Here is a 21,279-nt window from a genome sequence, read left to right as displayed (position 1 = left end):
GCGTCTAATCGTCCTCGCCGGCTCCGACGGATTTGGGCGTCGCGAAGCGTTCCAGCCTTCCGGACTTGCGCTTCACCTGGTCCCAGCTCTCGTGCAAAAAATCGACGACGGCGAGACCGGCCGTCGGATACTTGTGCCCGAGCCGCAGAATCCCGTCCATGTCCCCCTCGCCGATCAGGAAGCTCGCCAGATCCTCGAAGCCGGGATTATGGCCGATCATCAGAACCGTCTGCGCTTCCGGTTCGATCTCCCGCAGAACCGTGAGAAGCCGCGCGAGGGGAGCCTCGTAGATGCGCCCGTCGAGGCGGCTCGGCACCTCGCCGAGAATCGGCTGCACGAGCTCCCAGGTTTCCTGGGTCCGGCGCGCCGGGGACAGGATGACGAGGTCCGGTGCCAGGCATTCGCGCTTCATGTAGTTGCCCATGGCGACCGAAGCCTCGCGCCCCCGCGGGGCCAGCGGCCGATCCACGTCGCGAATGCCAGACGGCCAGGCGGCCTTGGCATGGCGGAGGAGAAGAAGGCGCAGCATCACCGCCCTTCCCGCCTGGAAATGAACGCGAGCTTCTCGAACAGGCTCACATCCTGCTCGTTCTTGAGGAGCGCCCCGTGAAGCGGCGGGATGAGCTTGCGGGTGTCCCGCTCGCGCAGGCTTTCAGGACCGACATCCTCGGACAGGAGGAGCTTGAGCCAGTCGAGCAGCTCGGAGGTCGAGGGCTTCTTGCGCAGGCCCGGGACCTCTCGGACCTCGAAGAAGATCTTCAGCGCCTCCTCCACGAGCCGGTGCTTGATGCCGGGATAATGCACCTCGACGATGCGCGCCATGGTGTCGGCATCCGGGAACTTGATGTAGTGGAAGAAGCAGCGGCGCAGGAAGGCGTCCGGGAGCTCCTTCTCGTTGTTCGAGGTGATGATGACGATGGGGCGCCGGGCGGCCCTCACCGTCTCGCCGGTCTCGTAGACGAAGAACTCCATGCGGTCGAGTTCGAGCAGGAGATCGTTCGGGAACTCGATATCCGCCTTGTCGATCTCGTCGATCAGCAGAACGGGCCGGGTTTCCGACTGGAAGGCCTCCCACAGCTTGCCGCGCTTGATGTAGTGGCGGATATCCGACACGCGCGGGTCGCCGAGCTGGCTGTCGCGCAGGCGCGAGACCGCGTCGTATTCGTAGAGGCCCTGCTGGGCCTTCGTGGTGGACTTGATATGCCAGGTGAGGAGCGGCGCATTCAGGGACCGGGCGATTTCCTCCGCGAGGACGGACTTGCCCGTGCCGGGCTCGCCCTTCACGAGGAGCGGACGCTCCAGGGTGATCGCCGCATTGACGGCCACCGTCAGGTCCTCGGTCGCCACATAGCTTTCGGTTCCGGTAAAACGCGCCATCCTCACCATTCCTTGTCCACGCGCGGAGCCTATGTCGTGTCGACGGCTTTCGGCAACCGCTCTCATCATGTAAGCCCATAGCAAACATGGGAGGATATGTGACTATGACTGATAACCGCTATCACAAGGATCGGATCGGCAACCACAAGCTGAAGCCGGAAACCCTCATGCTGGGCTACGGCTACGACCCGACCCTCTCGGAAGGCGCGGTGAAGCCGCCCGTCTTCCTGACGTCGACCTTCGTGTTCAACAGCGCCGAGCACGGCAAGGAGTTCTTCGACTACGTCTCGGGCCGCAAGGAGCCGCCCAAGGGCGAAGCCGCCGGCCTCGTCTATTCGCGCTTCAATCACCCGAACGCGGAGATCGTCGAGGACCGGCTCGCCATCTTCGAGGAGGCGGAATCGGGCCTGCTCTTCTCCTCGGGCATGTCGGCCATCGCCACCACGATCCTGGCCTTTGCCCGTCCCGGCGACGTGGTTCTGCATTCCCAGCCGCTCTATGGCGGCACGGAGACCCTGATCGCCAAGACGCTGGCGAATTTCGGCATCCAGGCCGTGGGCTTCGGCGACGGAGTCGACGAGGCGGGCATCCGCGCCGCCGCGAAGGAGGCGCAAGGCAAGGGCCGGGTCTCGATCGTCATGATCGAAACCCCCTCGAACCCGCTCAATACACTGGTGGACGTGGCCCTCATCCGGACCATCGCGGACGAGATCGGCGCGGCTCAAGGCCAGCGCCCGATCGTGGTGTGCGACAACACCCTGCTCGGCCCCCTCTTCCAGAAGCCGCTGAAGCACGGCGCGGACATCTCGGTCTATTCGCTCACCAAATATGTCGGCGGCCATTCCGACCTGATCGCCGGTGCGGCCCTGGGCTCCAAGGACCACATGAAGGCCGTGCGCCTGCTCCGCTCGGCCATCGGCACCCAGCTCGATCCGCATTCATGCTGGATGATCGGCCGCTCGCTCGAAACCCTGGCCCTGCGCATGTCGGCGGCCAACCGCAACGGGGAGATCGTGGCCAGGTTCCTGCACGAGCATCCGGGCGTGGTGAAGGTTCACCACCTGGCCTATCTGCCCGAGGGCTCCCGCGCCAAAGAGGTCTACGAGGCGCAGAGCGATGCTCCCGGCTCCACCTTCTCGTTCGACGTGAAGGGCGGCGAGGCGGAGGCCTTCAAGGTGCTCAATGCGCTTCAGGTGTTCAAGCTGGCGGTCAGCCTGGGCGGCACGGAATCCCTGATCTCGCATCCGGCCTCGACCACCCATTCCGGCGTGCCGAAGGAGACCCGCGACAGGCTCGGCGTGAGCGACGCCACGATCCGCGTCTCCATCGGCATCGAGCATCCCGACGATCTGGTGGCGGATCTCGCCCAGGCTCTGGCGACGATCGGGTAACGCACCAGGGCGTCATCGCGGGTGGAGTGCGCCTCTCCACCCGCCGTGGCCGTCCCCGGACCCGATCCGGGGATCGGTCCCGGCCGTCTCCGTCCTGGGAATTATCGGGCCGCCCGGATGGGGAGGACGAGCGCCGGGCGGACAACATTCCGTTCATGCCGTCGCATGTAGGCAGTTTGCGCTTGCGCTGATCTTGCGCCTCGAACCACAATGCGCCGCAACGGAAGGACCCCATGAGTACCGCGATCGACCTGCATGCCTATCAGGAGCCCATTCTTTTTCTGGCTACGGCAGGCGTCGTCGTCCCGGTCTTCCACCGGCTGAAGATCAGTCCGGTTCTGGGCTTTCTCGCCGCCGGCGCGCTTCTGGGCCCCTATGGGCTCGGGCGGCTCATTCCCGACTTTCCCTGGGTCGACTGGGTGACCTTCTCGAATGCGGAAGGCACCTCGCGGATCGCCGAATTCGGCGTGGTGTTCCTGCTCTTCACCATCGGAATCGAGCTCTCGTGGCAGCGCCTTCGCGTCCTGCGCCGCCAGGTCTTCGGCTTCGGCTCGCTGCAGGTCGCGCTCTGCGCCCTGGCCCTGGGGCTCTTCGCCTACAAGGCCGTCGATTCCCTCGCCGCGTCGGCCCTCATCGGCATAGCCCTGGCGCTGTCCTCGACGGCCATCGTGCTGCCGGTTCTGGCCGAGCAGAAACGCCTCAACTCGGCCGCGGGACGCGCGAGCTTTTCCGCGCTCCTGTTCCAGGACCTCGCCGTGGCGCCGATCCTGTTCACCATCGCGGCCCTCGACACGCACCAGCCCGAAGTCACCATGACGTCCTTCGCGACCGCCCTCGTCCAGGCGGCACTGGCGCTCGCGATCATCGTGGGGCTCGGACGGCTCGTCCTGCGGCCCTTCTTCCAGCTGGTCTCCGCCACCAAGAGCCCCGAACTGTTCATGGCGGCCTGTCTGCTCGTCGTGTTCGTCACGAGCCTCGTGGCCGCCGTCAGCGGCCTCTCCATGGCGCTCGGCGCCTTCATCGCGGGCATTCTCCTGTCGGAAACCGAATACCGCCGGGCCATCGACACGACGATCCAGCCTTTCAAGGGGCTCCTGCTCGGCGTGTTCTTCGTCTCGGTCGGCATGAACCTCGATCTCATCCGGTTCCTGGCGGCCCCGATCACGATCCTGGCCGTCGCGACCTTCCTGGTCGCCACCAAGAGCGTCATCATCTTCTGGCTCGGTCGGCCCTTCGGCCTGAACGCCCCCGAGGCGGCGGAGACCAGCCTGCTCCTGGGCCCGGGCGGCGAGTTCGCCCTGGTCATACTCGGGGCCGCGATGGCAGCGGGTCTCATTCCCATGGAAGTCGGCCACAACCTGCTTCTCGTCACCACGCTGACCATGGTGGCGATTCCGTTCCTGGCCCGGCTCGCCCGCCGGGTGAGCCGCGGGCTGGAGCGCAAGCGCCCCTTGAGCCCCGAAGCCGCGGAACCGCCGCCGCCCGAGGAGGCCGGGCGCGTCATCGTGGCCGGATACGGCCGGGTCGGGCGGCTCGTGGGCGACATGCTCCAGCGCCACGGCGTGCCGTATCTCGCCATCGACATGGACCCCGCGCGCGTCGCCGAGGAGCGCAAGGCCGGCAAACCGGTCTATTTCGGGGATGGGGCGCATTCGGGCTTCCTGCGCGCCTGCGGCATCGAGCAGGCCCGCGCCCTCGTCATCACCCTCGACACCCCGAGCGCCATCGAGGCGGTGGTGACGGCGGTCCGTCAGGAGCGCCCCGACATCACCATCGTGTCCCGCGCGCGAGACGCCAAGCACGCGACCCGGCTCTACGGGCTCGGCGTCGACGACGCGGTTCCTGAAACCATAGAGGCCTCGCTGCAGCTGAGCGAAGCGGTGCTGTCGGATATCGGCGTGCCCATGGGGCTCGTGATCGCCTCCATCCATGAGCGGCGCGACGAGTTCCGGGCCATACTGAAACAGAACAACAGGAAGCCGGAGCGCATCGAGTTCCGGGCGCGCCGCACCGTGGGCAAATGAGACCCGAGGGGGCCGGCTCATAGGGCCTCCTCATGGGGACTCCTCATGCGCCCCTCATGAGGTCTCCTGCCTCGGCCCTTGACCTTGCCGCAACTTGCCCGACACTGACCCGATGTTTCTCACCTTCTTCACAGAGCTGCGCGCGGCAAAGGTGCCGGTCTCGCTCAGGGAATACCTCTCCCTCCTGGAGGCGCTCGACCGGGACCTCGCCGACAAGAGCGTGGATGAGTTCTATTATCTCTCCCGCGCCTGTCTGGTGAAGGACGAGCGCCATCTCGACCGCTTCGACCGGGTCTTCGCCCATGTGTTCCAGGGCCTCGAGCGGATGGGCCAGGCCCTGGGCCGGACGGAGCTCCCCGAGGAATGGCTGCGCAAGCTCGCCGAGCGCTACCTCACCGAGGACGAGAAGAAACAGCTCGAGACCATGGGCTGGGACAAGCTCTGGGAGACCCTGAAGAAGCGGCTGGAAGAGCAGAAGGGCCGCCACCAGGGCGGCAACAAGTGGATCGGCACCGCCGGCACCTCCCCTTACGGCGCCTATGGCTACAACCCGGAAGGCGTCCGCATCGGCCAGGACAAGAACCGCAACTTCCGCGCCGTGAAGGTGTGGGACAGGCGCGAGTTCAAGGATTTCGACGACACGGTGGAGCTGGGCGTGCGCAACATGCGCGTCGCGCTGCGGAGGCTGCGCCGCTTCGCCCGCACGGGGTCGGCCGAGGAGCTCGATCTCGACGGGACGATCCACGAGACCGCGCACAAGGGCTATCTCGACCTGCGCCTGCGGCCCGAGCGCCGCAACGCCGTGAAGGTCCTGCTCTTTCTCGACGTGGGCGGCTCGATGGACTGGCACGTCCAGGCCGCGGAGGAGCTGTTCTCGGCGGCGCGTCTGGAATTCAAGCACTTCGAGCATTTCTATTTCCACAACTGCGTCTACGAGCACCTGTGGAAGGAGAACCGCCGCCGCTTCGACGAGAAGATCCCGACCCTCGACGTGATCCGCACCTATCCGTCCGATTATCGCGTGGTCTTCGTGGGCGATGCCTCCATGAGTCCCTACGAGATCACCCATCCGGGCGGCTCGGTGGAGCATTGGAACGAGGAGGCGGGCCAGGTCTGGATCCGGCGCATCCTGGATCATTTCCCGAAAGCGGTCTGGCTGAACCCCGTGCCGGAGAACCACTGGACCTATACTCAGTCCGTCTCGCTCATGCGGCAGCTCTTTGCCGGGCGCATGCATCCGCTCACCCTCGAAGGCATAGACCACGCCATGCGCGAACTGGTACGGTGACCGCATGAGCCAGACCTATACCCACAACCCCCGCCCGATCGGCGGGCCGATCAGCTTTGCCATCAAGGGCGACCGGCTGATCGTGGATTCCGGCCGCAAGGTGAATGAGGTTCGCCTCGGCGCGGTGGAGACCGTGCGCATGACCTACGAGCCCGGCCGCATCGGCCAGAGGTCCTTCCGCACGAAGGTCACGATGAAGGACGGCAAGGCCTTCACCTTCGGGTCGCTCCACTGGCGCAGCCTCATCGAGGCGCAGGAGATGACGACCGAGTACCGGGCCTTCGCCCAAAGCCTGTGCGTGGCCATCGCGAGGGCCAATCCTCAGGCGCGCCTCGTCGCCGGCAAGCCCTGGTGGCTCTGGTTCTCGACCGCGGCGGTCGCCGTCCTGTCGCTTCTCGTGACGGCCTACCTGATCTGGCAGGCCCTCCGGATGGGGGCCATGGGCGTCGCCCTGATCGGCGCGCTGCTGGCCGTGGTGGGCATCTGGCAGATCGAGCCGATGGTTCGCCTCAACAAGCCCCGCCCCTTCACGTCCGGCGCACTGCCGGACGAGCTGATGCCGAAGGCGGGCTGAACGGCCTCTGCCGCCATGGCCATGGCCATGGCCGTACCCGGACCCGATCCGTGGGCCGGTCCCTGCCTTCCGCGTCCGCTGCCTCTTTCCTGAACCGTCGTGGTCATGGATCCCCGCCTTCGCGGGGACACCAGAGGCGCGTTGGGACGGCGATCGCGCCCGTCAGGTCCTCACCACCAGGACCGAGCACTTGGCGTGGCGCACGATGGTCGAGGCATTGGAGCCCAGAAGAAAGGTCGCCATGCTCGGGCGGTGCGAGCCGACGACGATGAGGTCCGCGCCGGTCTTCTCGGCCTCGTCGAGCACCTCACCGTAAATGGAGCCGAGGCGCACCACGGCCGAGACGCGCTCGGCGGGGAGCTTCACCTGGGCTGCGAGCTTGGCGAGCTTCTGCTCGGCCTCGTCCTGCTGCTCCTGGTCGAAGGCCGGAGGCATGAATTCCATATAGGTGACGGGGACGATGGCGCGCACATAGATGAGACGGATGCTGCCCTCGCCGTTCTCGACGAGCTCGACCGCCTTGTCGAGAGCGGCCTTGGCCGCTCCGACCTCGCCGAGATCGATGGGAACCAGGATTGTCTTGAACATGGCGTAACCTCCGGATCAGCCCTGACGGATGGGAGTGTGAACGACGAGACCGTCCATGTCCGGCCGGACCCTGATCTGGCAGGACAGGCGCGAATTGGGACGCACGTCGAAGGCGAAGTCCAGCATGTCCTCTTCCATGGGCTGGGGCTGGCCGGTGACGGGCTCCCATTCCTCGTCGACATAGACGTGGCAGGTCGCGCAGGAGCAGGCGCCGCCGCATTCGGCCTCGATACCGGGAATGCCGTTGCGGATGGCGGTTTCCATGACCGTCGAGCCCTCCTCAGCCTCGACGGTCCGGGCTGTGCCCTCGGCATCGATGAAAGTAATGTTGATCATTGCGGACCTTTCTGTGACGGCGCATATTTAAGATACGGCGCGCCGGATGACGAGAGACGACCGTGGGCTTGCCGTCTTTTCGCCGCATTTTCCCCGGTAGTGCAGGTTACTGAGCCGTTAACGACGTTCGCAAGTGGCAGGGGATACCGGGTTTCCATGAGCATGACCGGCCGCTAAACTCGCTTGGTAAACAGTAGATTACCGTGCGGAAGGACTGTCAGCAGTTTTCCGTGCCGGCTGACGTCACGCAATCGCCTCTTGACGGTCAAGGGCATGCGGCGGCTTCAACCACCATCAGTTGCGTCACGAGGGCGGATCATGGCGACCGAGCAGAAGAAGATAAAAGACCCGGCGGAGGCGGCCCTTTCGGCTGTCGAGCAGGCGCTCAATCTCGACGAGACGTTCGAGATCTCCTCGCCTGGGCAGCCGAACAGCCAGTCTTCTTCCGACGAGCCCAGGCTTCCGGATATCGACGCGCACGACTTCACGAAGGGTCCCTTCTCCCTCAATCCCGACGTTCCGGGCGAGGACGAGGACGGCCGCTCGCAGGAGCGCGACTTGAGGCTGGAGGATGCGCCCCGCTCCGGCTTCCTCGCGCCCGACCGCGCCGCCGTCGCCAACGACGACCGCCAGAACGTCGGGGTGATGCTTCAGGCGCTTCAGGTTCGCCCCTCCTCCCGCGCTTACGTCGTCGCGGCCCTCGCCTCCCTGCTCTGGGTCGGGGCCGTCGGCTACTTCCTTTACGCTCAGGGGATCGCGGCGCCCGAGCACCTGCTCGCCGCCTTCTCGACCTCGCAGCTGACGCTTGGCGCCGTCGCCGTCGTTGCTCCGCTCTTCCTGTTCTTCATCGCCGCGATGCTCACCATCCGCTCGCAGGAGATGAAGTTGGTGGCGCGCGCCGTCGGCGAAGTGGCCGTGCGCCTCGCCCAGCCCGAAAACTTCTCGACCGACGCGGTCCTCTCCGTCTCGCAGGCCGTGCGCCGCGAGGTGGCGGCCGTGGGTGACGGCGTGGAACGCGCGCTTGCCCGCGCCGGCGAGCTCGAGACCCTGGTGCGCAGCGAGATTTCGACCCTGGAGCGCGCCTATTCCGACAACGAGATCCGCATCCGCTCCCTCATCGACGAGCTGGTGGCTCAGCGCGAGGCCATCGTGTCCAACGCCGAGCGTGTGCGCGGCGCCATCACGGGCGCCCATCAGAACCTGATCCAGGACCTGGACACCGCCAGCGAGCGCGTCGTCACTGCCGTCGGCGGCGCGGGCGACAAGGTCACCGGCTCCCTCGAACAGCAGGGTGACCAGATCACCCAGGCGCTCGGCCGCGCCGGCGAACGCGTCGTCGAGGAAATGGCGAGCCGTGGCGTCGAGCTCGTGGACCGCCTCTCGGGCGCCAGCGAGGAGATCAAGACGGGCATCGCCGAGGTCGGCACCACCATCACGAGCGCCCTCGAAGGCAAGGCCCAGGACATCACCGGCGCCTTCGAGCGCACCGGCGACGTCCTCACCCGCCACCTGCAGGAAGGCGCGAGCCAGGTCACCCGCACCCTGGCCGAGACCGGCCGCGGCGTCATCGACGCCCTTGCCCAGCAGGGCAACGACGTGCGCGAGGCGTTCGAGCAGACGGCCAGGAACCTGGAAGAGAGCTTCGTGCAGCGCGGCAGCGAGATCACCGAGAAGCTGGCCGCGACCGGCGGCGTGATCGGCGACGACATTTCCGCCCGCACGACCGAGATGCGCGATCAGATCGCCGCCGCCGGCCTCGCCGTGAGCGAGGAGCTCACGGCGCGCGGCTCGGCCCTGCGGGAGCAACTCGCCAGCACCGGCTCGGACGTGACCGGCGACATCATCGCCCGCGGCAACGAGTTCCGCGAACATCTGGCCGCCACGGCGTCCGAGGTCGGAAGCCAGATCACCCTGCGCGGCAACGAGGTGCGCGAGCACCTCGAAAGCGCCGTGCGCCTGGCCGACGACTCCATCGGCAGCCGTGTCGAGGATCTCGCCCTTCGTCTCGAGACCGCCAGCCAGCGCGTCAGCGAGTCCGTGACGGTCCAGGGCCAGGCTCTCGAGTCGAACCTCACCGAGATCGGCGAGCGCGTCTCCTCCCTCCTGGGCTCCAGGGTCGAGGAGTTCCAGACCTCGCTCGACAATCGCGGCCAGGAATTCTCCGAGACCCTTTCGCGGCATGCGGACGAAGCGCAGACGCGCCTCGCCGGCACGGGCAAGGACATCGTCCTCGCCATCGCCACCCAGGGCGCGCGCGTGAACGACGTCCTCAACCGCACGGCCGAGAACCTCACGAGCACCGTCGAGACCCGCACCCGCGAAGTCGAGGAATCGCTCGGCTCCCGCCTCGAAGCCTTCGAGAGCGTCATGGGCCGCGGCGGCGAACTCGCCGACCGGATCTCCCGCGACGTCGGCTCCCTCACGGAGACGATCAGCGGCCGCTTCGAGGAGATGGACCAGCTCATCACCGTGCAGGGCCGCACGGTGGCGGAAACCTTCGCCGAGCGCGCCCGCGAGGCCACGACCGCCATCGAGACCCAGCTCTCCGCCCTCGAGGAGCACGCCTCCCGCCGCACGACGGAAATCACCTCCAACTTCGACACCATCGTCGCGCGCGTGGACGGCGTTCTCAGCGCCCGCTCCACGGCCCTGAGCGAGGCGCTCGTGGTGCGCACCGGCGAACTGGCCCGCGTGATGGCGGAAGGCGGCCGCGACGTGGCGAACGCCCTTCAGACCCGCGTCGACGAGATCAGCCAGGCGATCACGGCGAAGACCAGCTCCATCGCCGATACCCTCTCCTCCAGGGCGGAGCAGATCAGCGAGACCCTTGACGTCCGGGCCTCCAGCATCAACGAGATCCTCGGCACCCGCGTCGGCGAGATCGCGCAGACGCTCGAGAACCGCATCTCCACCATCAACCAGATCCTCGGGGACCGCTCGGACGAGATCGCCGAGGCCCTCGGCGCCCGCGCCTTCGAGATCAACCAGACCCTCGGCAGCCGCGCGGACGAGATCGCCTCGACGCTGGACGAGCGCGTGTCGAAATTCGAGGAACGCGTGGTCAACCGCCTCGGCGGCGTCGCGGAAGCCATCGACGAGCGCGGCCAGGCCGTCGTCTCCTCCCTCAACAGCCGTATCGGCGAGATCCGGTCGATCTTCGACACGCAGGGCAACTCGCTCGTCGAGACTCTGGGCAGCCGCGGCGAAGTGATCGGCCGCGAGGTCGAGACCATCACCGAGAACACGCTGCGCGCCCTCGAGGAACGCAGCAAGACCATGCTGTCGTCGCTCCAGGAGCGCACGATGGAGCTCACCTCCTCCTATGCGCAGTCGACGGAGGCTATGCGCACGGCCATCGACGACGGCGCGGAGCGGACGGTCGAGACCCTTGTCGGCACCAACGAGCGCCTGCGCGGCGAACTCGCGGACGTGCTCGGGCGCCTGCAGGAGGCAAGCCGCACACTGCAGGAGGTGGCAGCCTCCGCCAGCGGCAATCTCGGCGCCGTCGAGGACGGCCTGGGCGGCCGCGTGCAGCAGATCGAGACCCTCCTTTCGGAAGTCGCCTCGCAGGCGAACCGCGCGTCGGAGCAGGTGGCCGATCAGGTCGAGGCTCTGCGCGGCGTCTCCTCCGGGGCGATCCAGAAGGCCATGGACCTCGCTCAATCTCTGGATGAGCGCGGCCGCACGCTCACCGAGACCACCTACGAGCAGATCAACACCCTCACCCAGGCGGCTTCCGCCCTGGAGCGTGTCGAGAGCCGCATGAACGAGGCCGTGGCCAGCCGCCAGGGCGCTCTGGACGAGCTGCTCGGCCGCATCCAGGAGCGTTCGCAGGATCTCGAATCCGTCACCCGCGCGTTCACGACCCTCGTGGAAGGCTCGCTCGAGAACGCCGAGAGCAAGGCGCGCCAGATCGGTTCCGTCCTGTCGGAGGCCGCCACCACCACCACCCAGGCGATCGGCGAGCAGTTCGAGCGCATCCGCCTCACCACGGGCGTGGAAAGCGAGCGCACCGCCGCGAGCCTGCGGACGACCTACGAGAAGGCCGCTGCCGAGATGGCGGAGGCGCTCGGCGGCGCCACCGCGAAGTTCCGCGAAACCATGGGCGAACTGCGCGGCATGACCGGCCAGATCCAGCGCGAGCTGGAAGCCACCCGCGCCGAGCTGCGTCGCGGCGTGGTCGAGCTGCCGCAGGAAACTCAGGAAACCACGGCCAACATGCGCCGTGTGGTCGCTGACCAGATCAAGGCGCTCAACGAGCTCTCGGCTCTCGTCTCGCGGTCGAACCGCGTGGTCGATGCGGCTCCTGCCGCTCAGCCGCGCCGCGCCGCCGTGAACGAGACCCCGGTCGCCGCGACGATGGCTGCGGTCGCCGCCGCGGTCGAGCAGCGCATCGCTCCTCCGGCCCCGGCTGCCGCGCCGAATGTCGCACGCCAGCCCGAGCCCCGTCCGGCACCGGCACCGGCTCCGGCTCCCGCGCCGGTCCGTCAGGCGCCTGCGGAGCGCCCTGCCCCGCGTCGGGAAGAGGCCGCGCCCGCTCGCGACGCCGGCTCCGCCCGCGGCGGCTGGCTCTCGGACCTTCTGACCCGCGCCTCGCGCGACGAGGAAGAGCCCGCGCGCGGCTCGGCGCGCGCCCGCGCCAACGGTCTCGAGTCCCTGGACTCGATCTCGGTCGATATCGCCCGCATGATCGACCACGATGCGGCTGTGGATCTGTGGGACCGCTATCGCCGCGGCGAGACCAACGTGTTCAGCCGCCGCCTCTATACGGCGCAAGGCCAGCAGACCTTCGACGAGATCCGGCAGAAGTATCGCCGCGACGCGGAATTCCGCCAGACGGTCGACCGTTATGTCGACGAGTTCGAGCGCCTCCTCACCGAAGTCTCCCGCGACGACCGCGACTCGACGCTGACCAAGACCTATCTCACGTCGGAAACCGGCAAGGTCTACACCATGCTGGCCCATGCGAGCGGGCGGTTCGAGCAAGCCTGACGAACCCCGAGACGAGACGAAAAGCGCGGCCCAAGTGGCCGCGCTTTTATTTTGACGGGCTTCTGCGTCATCCCCGCGCAGGCGGGGATCATAGCCACGACGTTTGAAGGAAGAGCACAACGGGTGCCTTCGCGCTCGTTCCGGCATCGTCAGCGGAATGGATCCCGGGCGCCGCTGCGCGGCCTCGGAATGACAGGAGTGCGTCAGAAGAGGACGGCTCGCGCATCGTGCAAGAAAGTGGACGCGGTTTCTCGCAAGAACGATGCGATACTCTATAGCGAAAGTCGCTCGACCGGCGACAAAAAAGGCCCCGATCGGCTCGGGGCCCTGAACGCATCCAAGATGACGAGTGCGATTAAGTCGGCGCCCGTTCCTTCGCCGGAGCTTCGCTGCGCAAATCGCCCGGCTCCTCGCGGCGGGGCAGCGGGCTGCCGCTGACCCAGCGCACGATGTCGAGCATCACCGTCGACAGCGCCTCGTCGAGCGCCCGCGTAGCGTTGGGAGCATCCACCGCCGCGACGGGGGCGCGGGCGCGGAAGATGCGGCCGCTCATGATCCGCCCGTTCTGATCGCTCACGATCTTCACGGAGATCTCCACCACGGCCTCGCCGGAGGGGGTGGCGATCTCGAAACTGCGAAGCTCCGAGATGAGCTGAACATCGGCGACCGCGCCGCTGCTGGGGCGCGACACGCCGCGCAGCTGGGACGCGTTCTCGAACGTGTTGATCAGGCGCGTCTGGATGAGACGCGGCAGGTTGTCGGCCCATTGCGCGCCTCCCAGGAAGGAGACCGTGCCGCTGGCATCCTTCACCAGGATCTGCTGGCTCGCCAGAGTCTGCAGGGCGGCCGGTTCGTTCACGAGCACCTGGACGCCGGCAGCGCCCCTGATCCGGGATGTCGGCGCGGAGAGATCGTACGACGTCGGCGCGGGGCTCGACGAGCAGGCGCCGGCCAGTGCCGCCAGAAGCGCCACGGGCATCAGGCGCCGGAGCAGCCGGAATTCGGTCGAGGGGAATGACACGGAGGATCCACGCATGGGGCTTACTTAGCGGCGTCCATTGTATTCAGGGAGGTTCGAACGGCCACCGAAAAGAAACTGCTGTGGATTACGCTCGATGCTCCGGACCGCACGGCTGATATCCTCCAGCGTCTTGCGGCCCTCGACCGCGAGCGCCTCATACTCGCGTAGCCCCGAATCGGTGAAGCGGCCGAAGCCCTTCACGACCCCTTCGATGCCGCTGGTGCGCGCGTTCAGGTCGTCGGCCAGCTCACGCACGGAGACGGCCGCCGCCTTGATCTCGTCGAAGGCTCCCCTGCCCGTCTCGCCCGAGGCCGAGCCCAGGAACTTCTCGGCGCCCGCCAGGACCGCATCGATGCGGTCGGCGGACTTGTTCAGCTTCTCGGTGATCGAACGCGCCTCCTGGATGGCCTTGTCGATATCGGGGCTGCGGCGGTTCAACGTGTCGGTGAAGCTCTGGACGTTATCGACGGTGCGGCTCACCTTGTTCGGATCGATGGCCTTCACGAGGCCCGAGATCTCGGTCACGGCGGAATCGAGCTTCGGAGCGGTGTCGTTGAGGCTGTGCACGAGGGCCGAGGCATCCCGCAGGGCGGCGCTGACGGCCTCGCGGTTCTCGCCGAGGGCCTCGGTGAAGGTCTCCACGTTCTCGACGATGCGCGTCACGCGCTGCGGCTCGACCGCGCGGACGACCTGATCGACATTGGTGGCGAGCGTGTCGAGCTTCTCGGCGAGGGGACCGATCTTCTCGGCCGCCTGCCCGACCTGGGCCAGGAAGCGGTCGATGCCCTCCGCGTTCTCGCCCAGCGCCTGGGAGAAGCGCTCGACATTCTGGACGGTGCGGTTGATCGAGCCTTCGTTGTCGGCGATGACGCGGCCCACCCGCTCCAGCACGTCGTCGGCGCGGCGGGCGATGTTGCGCGCGGTCTCGATCAGATCCTGGAAGTCGGAACGGTCCGCGAAGATGGTCGGCATCGGCTGGCCGGGACCGGCCGCCAGCGGAGGAGCGCCGGGCTCGCCACCCGAGAGGCCGATATTCGCCACGCCGGTCAGACCCTGGTATTCGAGGCGGGCGCGGGTATCGGCGCGGACCGGGGTGTTCCTGTCCACCTGGACGATGGCAACGACCCGGCGCGGATCCTCGGGAAGGAGGCTGATCTGCGTCACCTCGCCCACACGCAGGCCGTTGAAGGACACGCTAGAACCCTGGGACAGTCCCGACACGGAGCCCGAGAACACGATCCGGACGGCCTGACGCTCCTGCCCCCGGCTGCCGCCGGAGAACCAATAGACGAAGCCGAACGCCGCCGCGATCACCGCCAGGGTGAAGATGCCGATGAGAGCATAATTCGCACGCGTTTCCATTACTGCCCCTTACGCGCCGCCGGCTGCTGCCGCGCGTGCCCGCTTTCCGTGAAAATAGGAGCGGAGCCATGGGTGATCCGATGCCAGCATCGCCTCGATGGGGCCCTCCGCCAGTATTTTTCCCTCACCCAGCGCCGCGATCCGGTCGCAGACCGTGTAAAGGCTGTCGAGATCGTGCGTTACCATGAATACGGTTAACCCTAAAGTCCGCTGTAACGTCGCAATCAGCTCGTCGAAATCGCCAGCACCGATGGGATCGAGACCGGATGTGGGCTCGTCGAGAAAGAGGATGTCGGGGTCGAGCGCAAGCGCCCGGGCGAGCGCCGCGCGCTTGATCATGCCGCCGGAGAGTTCCGAAGGGAGCTTGTCCGCCGCATCCGGGCCGAGGCCCACCATCTCGATCTTCAGCAGGGCGAGTTCGTCGAGAAGGCGCTCGGAGAGGTCGAGATGCTCGCGCATCGGGACCTGGACGTTCTGCTTCACGGTGAGCGCCGAGAACAGGGCGCCCTGCTGGAACAGCACGCCCCAGTGCCTCTCCATGACCCGGCGATCGGCCGGGGACAGCTCGTCGAGGTTCCGGCCCAGAACCTCGATGGTGCCCGCGCGCTTGGGAATGAGCCCCAGGATGGCGCGGGTCAGCACCGACTTCCCCTGGCCCGAGGCGCCGACGAAGCCGAGGATCTCGCCCCGATAGACGTCGAGATCGAGGTCCTTGAGGACTGTCCTGTCGCCGAAGCCCACCTCGACGCCGCGCACGCGGATGATCACCTCACGATTCGCGGAAGAAGCGGAATTGTGCCGTTCGAGCATCGTTTCAGTACCGGATGGCGGCGAAGAACATGGCGAAGAGACCGTCGAGCACGATGACCATGAAGATCGCCTTCACGACCGAGGATGTCACGTGCCGGCCGAGGGATTCGGCGGAGCCCGCCACCGCCAGGCCCTCGAGAGTGGCGATGATGCCGATGATCATGGCCATGAACGGGGCCTTGATGAGGCCGACCATGAAGGTATTGAACGCGACCGCCGCCTTCAGGCGGGTCAGGAACACGTCCGGGCTGATGTCGCCATAGACCCAGGCCGTGATTCCGCCGCCGAGGAGCGCCGCGATGGACGACAGGAAGGCCAGCAGAGGCAGGCCGATGATCAGGGCGAGGATGCGGGGCAGGATCAGCACCTCGATGGGATCGAGCCCCATGACCCGCAGGGCGTCGATCTCCTCGCGCATCTTCATCGAGCCGATCTCGGCCGTGAAGGCGGAACCGGAGCGGCCCGCCACCATGATCGAGGTCAGGAGGACGCCCAATTCGCGCAGCACCAGGATGCCGATGAGATCCACCACGAAGGGCGTGGCGCCGAACTTGACCAGCTGAAAGATGCCCTGCTGGGCGACGATCGCCCCCACCAGGAATGAAATCAGCACGATGATGGGCACGCCGCGATAGGCGATCTGCTCCAATTGGTTCACGACCGCCGCGCCCCTGAACCGCCGGGGATGGGCGACGACCCGCATCAAGGCCCCGACGAGCTCGCCCAGGAACGCGACGCCGCGCACCAGATCGCCTCCGGCCTCGGCCACGGTATGGCCCACATCGGCGAGGAAATCGACGAGGCGCGAGCGCCGGGCCCTGGGCCGCTCCTGGAAGCCCCGATAGGCGACCTCGTTGAGGAGGATCTCCTGCTCCTGGGTGGCGTTCACGAAATCCGACGCCAGCCCCTTCCCGCCGAGCTCGTGGCGGGTGCGGTCGAGAACCCAGGCCCCCAGGGTGTCGAGCCGCTGGACCCCGGCAAGGTCGATGATGAGATGATGCCGGTCGGCCTGGGCCGCGATCTCGTCCGCGAGCGATTCGACGGCCCGCGCGTGCTCGGCGGTCCAGGGGCCGGCCAGCAGGGCCGTGACCTTGTTTCCTGTGCGCTCGATTGTCAGCTGCGGCTCTTGAGCCAGGGTGCTCTGCGCCACTGTGATCCTTCCGGCATTGATTCCGCTTGGTGATAGCGTGTAGCTGCGGCAGAAGTCGAGATGAACTTCCAAAGGGAAGCCAAGAGAATGCGCCAGCTTACCGTTTCCGTCGACCGGTTCCCCATCGCGGGCAAATTCACCATCTCGCGCGGCTCGCGCACGGAGGCCGTGGTGGTGACGGCCACCATCGCCGAGGACGGCGCCGTCGGGCATGGGGAATGCGTGCCCTACCCGCGCTACGGCGAAACGGTCGAGGGCGTGGCCGCCGCCATCGAGGCGCTGCGCCCACGGATCGAGGCCGGTCTGACCCGCGAGGCGCTTCAATCGGCCATGCCCCCCGGCGCCGCGCGCAATGCGGTCGATTGCGCGCTCTGGGACCTGGACGCGAAGCGCTCCGGCATCCGGGCCCATGTCACGGCGGGCCTGACCCGGTGGCAGCCCGTCACCACCGCCTATACGATCAGCCTCGGGTCGCCCGAGGAGATGGCGGAAGCGGCCGCCAAGGCCGCGGACCGCCCGATCCTGAAGGTAAAGTTCGGCGGCCCGGACGGCGACATCGCGCGGATCCGCGCCGTGCGCCGGGCCGCCCCCGATGCGACCCTCATCGCCGATGCCAACGAAGGCTGGACCGAGGCCAATATCGAGGCGCATCTCGCCGCCTGCGCGGAGGAAGGCTACGCCCTGGTGGAACAACCCCTCCCGGCCAAGGCCGACGGGTTCCTGGCCCAGATCGAGCGGCCGGTCCCCATCATGGCCGACGAGAGCGTCCATGACCGGCAGGGCCTGCAGCGTCTCGTCGGGCTCTACGACGTGGTGAACATCAAGCTCGACAAGACCGGCGGCCTCACGGAGGCGCTGGCACTGGCCGATGCGGCCGAGCGCCTCGGCTTCTCCCTCATGATCGGCTGCATGGTCGGAACGTCCCTCGCCATGGCCCCGGCCCTGGTGATCGCGCCCCGCTGCCGCTTCGTGGACCTGGACGGCCCCCTGCTCCTCGCCAGGGACCGGGAGCCCGGCCTGAGATACGAGGGTAGCCTCGTCTATCCGCCGGAGCCCGCCCTCTGGGGTTGAGCCTTCAGCATGCGAATCACCATCAGCATGAGAATGAAGCCGGCGGCCCCCAGGGGAGCCATCGCGGCGAAGACCAGGGACCCGGCCTGCTCGTAGATCATGCCGCTGCCGATGGTGGAGATCGCCGTCGTCAGGGCGGCGAGAGACCCGTAGATGCCCTGAGCCCGTCCCCGCGCCCGCATCGGCGCAAGCGCGGCCAGGGCCGCCATGGTGCCGATATGGGTGGCCGCATAGGTCAGGCTGTGCATGATCTGCAGGAGGAGGCTTACGGCGAGCCCCGGCTGGAGGGACATCAGCGAGAAGCGGACGATGGTGGCCGCCGATCCGAGAAGGATCAGCCAGACGCCGGAGCTGCGCCCCACCGCCCGGCCGAGGAAGACGAACACCAGGACCTCCGCGATCACCCCCACGGCCCAGAAATAGCCGATGACGGAATCCGAAAAGCCGAGCGAGTGCCAGTAGATGCTGCCAAAGGCGTTGAGGGCGCCGTGGCTGCCCTGCGTGACCGCGCCTGCGACCAGGAGGAGGCAGAGGACGCCCGGCAGCGCAAGATCGGCTTTCGTCCCCTTGCCCGGATTTCGGGAGGGTCGGTCGGGAACCTCGTCCGGAACGGACGCCATGGTGGCCGCGATGCCGAGGACCGGAATGAACGTGAGCGCCAGGATCACCATCGTGGGCCCGAAGGCGCCCACGAGATAACCGGCCAGGATATTGGTGATGAAGTACGCGACCGAGCCGATGCCGCGGATGCGCCCGTAATGAAGGCCGGGATGGCGCTGGACCGCGTTCGTGGACACGAGATCGTTGCCGGGAAGGATCGCCGCCTGGGCGAAGGCGACGAGAGCCACGAGCCCGACGATCGTCAGGCTGTTGTCGGCGAGCAGCAGCAGAGGAAAGCACGCCATCTGGCCCATATGGCTGGCGATCAGCAGACGCCGCGCCCCGAAGGCCCGGTCGGCGAGGCTGAGCAGGGGCGCGGTCGCGATGATGCGCACCACGATCGGAATGGCGACCACGAGGCCGATGAGCGTGGGCGACAATGCCTTGCTCTGAAGCCAGAGGGGAAAGAACGGCAGATAGACGCCGTGGCTCACGAAACTCGCCGCCTGCAAGGCACCCAGGCGGATTTCGAGGGCTCTGGTCGGAAAGGTCAAGGAGGGGGCTTTCGGGAATCGGGGGGGGCGGCGCGGCGGGAATCAGCGGGAACGACGAGGAATGTCTGTTTGAGACATGTCGTTACGGCATCCAACGGCCGATGCAAGCGCCGATGCAAGAGCCGATGCAAGAGCCGATGCGAACGGATCTGTTGACGGGAGCCCCGATTTTTCAGGTGGCCGCGTGGGCAGCCTCGATATGGGAGAAGAACTGACGCGCGCTCTCTCTCCAGGTGAAGGTCTCTCCATAGGCCCGGCACCGGCTCTTCGGGATCTCCAGGGCCGCGAGAGCGGCCTTGCGCAGATCCCCGTCGAGGATCCCGCACCCCGACGCCCCGACGACATCCAGAGGGCCCGGCACCGGAAAGGCCGCGATGGGAACACCGGAGGCCAGCGCCTCGAGCAGAACGATCCCGAACGTATCCGTGAGGCTCGGAAACACGAAGGCGTCCGCGGACGCATAGACCCGGGCCAGGTCCTCGCCCGCAAAGGCGCCGAGGAAGCGGACCCGGCCGTATTGCCGCTCCAGCTCCCGACGGGCGGGTCCATCGCCGACCACGACCTTGCTGCCCGGCAGGTCGAGGGACAGGAACGCTTCCAGATTCTTCTCGACCGCGACGCGGCCCACATAGAGAAAGACCGGGCCGGGAACATCGAGGACCCGCTCGTGACGCGGGCGAAACAGCGCGGTGTCGACCCCTCTCGTCCAGCGCACGATGTTGGCGAAACCGCGGGCGGTCAGCTCGCGCTCGATCGACGGCGTGCTGACCATCACGGCTTTCGCGTCCCGATGGAACCGGCGCAGGACGCCGTAGGACCATGCCTCCGGCACCGGCATGCGAGCCGCGAGATACTCGGGAAAGCGTGTGTGATAGCTCGTCGTGAAAGCCCGGCGCTGGCGCCGGCATGCGTGGCGGGCGGACCAGCCGAGCGGCCCCTCCGTCGCGAAATGCACGTGGTCGGGAGCGGTCTCGGCGATGATGCGTCCGACCCGCTCCGGCGTGGTCAGGGACAGGCGAATGTCCGGATAGGTCGGCATCGGGACCGAGCGGAAGCGGTCCGGCGTCAGGAACGAGACCTCCATGCCGAAGGACGGTCCCTGCTCCGCCATGTGTTCGAGCGAGCGCACGACGCCGTTGATCTGCGGCCTCCACGCATCGGTGACGACGAGCACGCGCATCAGGCGGCCTTTCCATCGAGGACCCGGGGCGTCTCGACCGTCACGTCGAGGTCCGGAGCCGGCAGCAGGCTGCGCCTTTGCGTGTCGCTCCATCGGATCAGTTCGAGCGTGCCGTCCCAGTGTTCGACCACGACGGTGCAGGATTCCACCCAATCGCCCGTATTCACGTAGGCGATGCCGTAATTCTCGTGCATGGCGGCGTGATGGATATGGCCGCAGATGACGCCGTCGACCTCCTGCCGCCGCGCTTCCGCCGCCAGAAGCTCCTCGAACCGGCTGATGAAATTGACCGCGTTCTTCACTCTCAGCTTCGCCCAGGCCGACAGGGACCAATAGGTGAGCCCGAGCTTGCGCCGCGCGATATTGAGGTAGGTGTTGACGAAAAGGGCCGCCGTATAGGCTCCGTCCCCGAGAAGGGCGAGCCAGCGGGCATGCCGGACGACCAGGTCGAACTGGTCTCCATGGATCACGAGATAGCGTTTTCCGTTGGCCGTCTCGTGGATCGCGTGGTCGGCCAGCTCGATCCCGCCCAGGTTGACGCCCACATAGTCGCGAAGGAACTCGTCGTGATTTCCGGGCACGTAGACGAGCGCCGAGCCCTTGCGCACCTTGCGAAGCAACTTCTGCACCACGTCGTTGTGGCTCTGCGGCCAGTACCAGCCCGATTTCAGCCGCCAGCCGTCGACGATGTCGCCGACGAGATAGATCGTCTCGGCGTCGTAGGATCTGAGGAAATCCAGCAGCGCCTCCGCCTGGCACCCTTTCGTGCCCAGATGGAGATCCGACAGGAACAGCGTGCGAACGCGGATCGTATCCAGGTCCCTCGGCATGCGGCGCCCTTTCTCGGCATGATCTCGCATAAGCCAAACCGGATTCGCGTCTCGCTCCTGTGACGATCCGGTTGCGAATTTGTGACGACGTTCCGGCCGGCCATGCACGAGACGCTAGGCGCCCCCTCCCG

At 67.1% G+C, this 21,279-nt stretch carries 17 protein-coding genes; 6 read left to right on the top strand and 11 right to left on the bottom strand.

The annotated features are described in order from the left end of the window. Window positions 1-4 precede the first annotated feature (4 nt). Window positions 5-529, bottom strand: a complete 525-nt coding sequence (locus tag RE429_RS08060) for a SixA phosphatase family protein (protein ID WP_414473794.1) — start codon at window positions 527-529, stop codon at window positions 5-7. Beyond that, window positions 529-1,377 (bottom strand): AAA family ATPase, encoded by an 849-nt coding sequence (locus RE429_RS08055; protein WP_414473793.1) that lies wholly within the window; start codon window positions 1,375-1,377, stop codon window positions 529-531. Before RE429_RS08055 ends, RE429_RS08060 begins: the two co-directional genes overlap by 1 nt. 104 nt (window positions 1,378-1,481) lie before the next feature. Here RE429_RS08055 and RE429_RS08050 point away from each other — a divergent pair, with 104 nt between their 5' ends. The 4 genes from RE429_RS08050 (at window position 1,482) to RE429_RS08035 (ending at window position 6,654) form a co-directional block, all read left to right on the top strand. Then, entirely contained in the window at window positions 1,482-2,768 is a 1,287-nt protein-coding gene (locus RE429_RS08050) for a cystathionine gamma-synthase family protein (protein WP_414473792.1), read from the top strand. A gap of 233 nt (window positions 2,769-3,001) precedes the next feature. Then, complete coding sequence (locus tag RE429_RS08045) at window positions 3,002-4,792, top strand: cation:proton antiporter (RefSeq protein WP_414473791.1); 1,791 nt, start codon at window positions 3,002-3,004, stop codon at window positions 4,790-4,792. Between the two features lie 112 nt (window positions 4,793-4,904). Then, window positions 4,905-6,080, top strand: a complete 1,176-nt coding sequence (locus tag RE429_RS08040; protein ID WP_414473790.1) for a vWA domain-containing protein — start codon at window positions 4,905-4,907, stop codon at window positions 6,078-6,080. 4 nt (window positions 6,081-6,084) lie between these two features. After that, window positions 6,085-6,654: a hypothetical protein gene (locus RE429_RS08035; protein ID WP_414473789.1), complete on the top strand. Its 570-nt coding sequence runs from the start codon at window positions 6,085-6,087 to the stop codon at window positions 6,652-6,654. A 162-nt stretch (window positions 6,655-6,816) separates the two neighbouring features. Here the strand turns inward: RE429_RS08035 and RE429_RS08030 are convergent, their stop codons facing one another. Together RE429_RS08030 and RE429_RS08025 are read right to left on the bottom strand one after the other, a co-directional pair. Next, window positions 6,817-7,242 carry a universal stress protein gene (locus RE429_RS08030; RefSeq protein WP_414473788.1) on the bottom strand — a complete coding sequence of 142 codons (426 nt, stop codon included), beginning with the start codon at window positions 7,240-7,242 and terminating at the stop codon, window positions 6,817-6,819. Window positions 7,243-7,257: 15 nt separating this feature from the next. Further along, window positions 7,258-7,578: a 2Fe-2S iron-sulfur cluster-binding protein gene (locus RE429_RS08025; protein WP_370436884.1), complete on the bottom strand. Its 321-nt coding sequence runs from the start codon at window positions 7,576-7,578 to the stop codon at window positions 7,258-7,260. 318 nt (window positions 7,579-7,896) lie between these two features. On the opposite strand from RE429_RS08025, the gene RE429_RS08020 reads away from it, so the two are divergent. Next, complete coding sequence (locus RE429_RS08020; protein WP_414473787.1) at window positions 7,897-12,570, top strand: hypothetical protein; 4,674 nt, start codon at window positions 7,897-7,899, stop codon at window positions 12,568-12,570. 355 nt (window positions 12,571-12,925) lie between these two features. Here RE429_RS08020 and RE429_RS08015 read toward each other — a convergent pair whose 3' ends face one another. From RE429_RS08015 to RE429_RS08000, 4 genes are read right to left on the bottom strand one after another with little or no spacing between them, the layout of a single operon-like run. After that, window positions 12,926-13,591 carry an ABC-type transport auxiliary lipoprotein family protein gene (locus RE429_RS08015; RefSeq protein ID WP_414473786.1) on the bottom strand — a complete coding sequence of 222 codons (666 nt, stop codon included), beginning with the start codon at window positions 13,589-13,591 and terminating at the stop codon, window positions 12,926-12,928. 24 nt (window positions 13,592-13,615) lie between these two features. After that, window positions 13,616-14,953, bottom strand: a complete 1,338-nt coding sequence (locus RE429_RS08010; protein ID WP_414473785.1) for an MlaD family protein — start codon at window positions 14,951-14,953, stop codon at window positions 13,616-13,618. A gap of 9 nt (window positions 14,954-14,962) precedes the next feature. After that, window positions 14,963-15,763 (bottom strand): ABC transporter ATP-binding protein, encoded by an 801-nt coding sequence (locus tag RE429_RS08005; protein WP_414473784.1) that lies wholly within the window; start codon window positions 15,761-15,763, stop codon window positions 14,963-14,965. Window positions 15,764-15,767: 4 nt separating this feature from the next. Then, complete coding sequence (locus RE429_RS08000; protein ID WP_414474150.1) at window positions 15,768-16,898, bottom strand: ABC transporter permease; 1,131 nt, start codon at window positions 16,896-16,898, stop codon at window positions 15,768-15,770. 102 nt (window positions 16,899-17,000) lie between these two features. On the opposite strand from RE429_RS08000, the gene dgcA reads away from it, so the two are divergent. After that, the gene (dgcA, locus tag RE429_RS07995; RefSeq protein ID WP_414473783.1) at window positions 17,001-17,984 is read left to right on the top strand and encodes an N-acetyl-D-Glu racemase DgcA; all 984 of its coding nucleotides are present in this window, start codon (window positions 17,001-17,003) and stop codon (window positions 17,982-17,984) included. Here dgcA and RE429_RS07990 read toward each other — a convergent pair. The 3 genes from RE429_RS07990 to RE429_RS07980 form a co-directional block, all read right to left on the bottom strand. After that, window positions 17,954-19,138, bottom strand: a complete 1,185-nt coding sequence (locus RE429_RS07990) for an MFS transporter (protein ID WP_414473782.1) — start codon at window positions 19,136-19,138, stop codon at window positions 17,954-17,956. The genes dgcA and RE429_RS07990 overlap by 31 nt on opposite strands. Window positions 19,139-19,310: 172 nt before the next feature. Beyond that, the gene (locus tag RE429_RS07985) at window positions 19,311-20,318 is read right to left on the bottom strand and encodes a glycosyltransferase family 4 protein (protein WP_414473781.1); all 1,008 of its coding nucleotides are present in this window, start codon (window positions 20,316-20,318) and stop codon (window positions 19,311-19,313) included. Next, complete coding sequence (locus RE429_RS07980; protein WP_414473780.1) at window positions 20,318-21,148, bottom strand: UDP-2,3-diacylglucosamine diphosphatase; 831 nt, start codon at window positions 21,146-21,148, stop codon at window positions 20,318-20,320. The genes RE429_RS07985 and RE429_RS07980 overlap by 1 nt, the downstream gene beginning before the upstream one ends. Window positions 21,149-21,279: the final 131 nt, after the last annotated feature.

The sequence above is a fragment of the Microvirga sp. M2 genome, assembly GCF_047497095.1.
Taxonomy (GTDB): domain Bacteria; phylum Pseudomonadota; class Alphaproteobacteria; order Rhizobiales; family Beijerinckiaceae; genus Microvirga.
This window is presented reverse-complemented; position numbering and strand designations above follow the sequence as displayed.

Excerpts from the sequence above, each read along its gene's own strand:
- RE429_RS08060 (WP_414473794.1), bottom strand. The coding sequence starts at position 529 with ATGCTGCGCCTTCTTCTCCTCCGCCATGCCAAGGCCGCCTGGCCGTCT.
- RE429_RS08055 (WP_414473793.1), bottom strand. The coding sequence starts at position 1,377 with ATGGCGCGTTTTACCGGAACCGAAAGCTATGTGGCGACCGAGGACCTG.
- RE429_RS08050 (WP_414473792.1), top strand. The coding sequence starts at position 1,482 with ATGACTGATAACCGCTATCACAAGGATCGGATCGGCAACCACAAGCTG.
- RE429_RS08045 (WP_414473791.1), top strand. The coding sequence starts at position 3,002 with ATGAGTACCGCGATCGACCTGCATGCCTATCAGGAGCCCATTCTTTTT.
- RE429_RS08040 (WP_414473790.1), top strand. The coding sequence starts at position 4,905 with ATGTTTCTCACCTTCTTCACAGAGCTGCGCGCGGCAAAGGTGCCGGTC.
- RE429_RS08035 (WP_414473789.1), top strand. The coding sequence starts at position 6,085 with ATGAGCCAGACCTATACCCACAACCCCCGCCCGATCGGCGGGCCGATC.
- RE429_RS08030 (WP_414473788.1), bottom strand. The coding sequence starts at position 7,242 with ATGTTCAAGACAATCCTGGTTCCCATCGATCTCGGCGAGGTCGGAGCG.
- RE429_RS08025 (WP_370436884.1), bottom strand. The coding sequence starts at position 7,578 with ATGATCAACATTACTTTCATCGATGCCGAGGGCACAGCCCGGACCGTC.
- RE429_RS08020 (WP_414473787.1), top strand. The coding sequence starts at position 7,897 with ATGGCGACCGAGCAGAAGAAGATAAAAGACCCGGCGGAGGCGGCCCTT.
- RE429_RS08010 (WP_414473785.1), bottom strand. The coding sequence starts at position 14,953 with ATGGAAACGCGTGCGAATTATGCTCTCATCGGCATCTTCACCCTGGCG.
- RE429_RS08005 (WP_414473784.1), bottom strand. The coding sequence starts at position 15,763 with ATGCTCGAACGGCACAATTCCGCTTCTTCCGCGAATCGTGAGGTGATC.
- dgcA (WP_414473783.1), top strand. The coding sequence starts at position 17,001 with ATGCGCCAGCTTACCGTTTCCGTCGACCGGTTCCCCATCGCGGGCAAA.
- RE429_RS07985 (WP_414473781.1), bottom strand. The coding sequence starts at position 20,318 with ATGCGCGTGCTCGTCGTCACCGATGCGTGGAGGCCGCAGATCAACGGC.
- RE429_RS07980 (WP_414473780.1), bottom strand. The coding sequence starts at position 21,148 with ATGCCGAGGGACCTGGATACGATCCGCGTTCGCACGCTGTTCCTGTCG.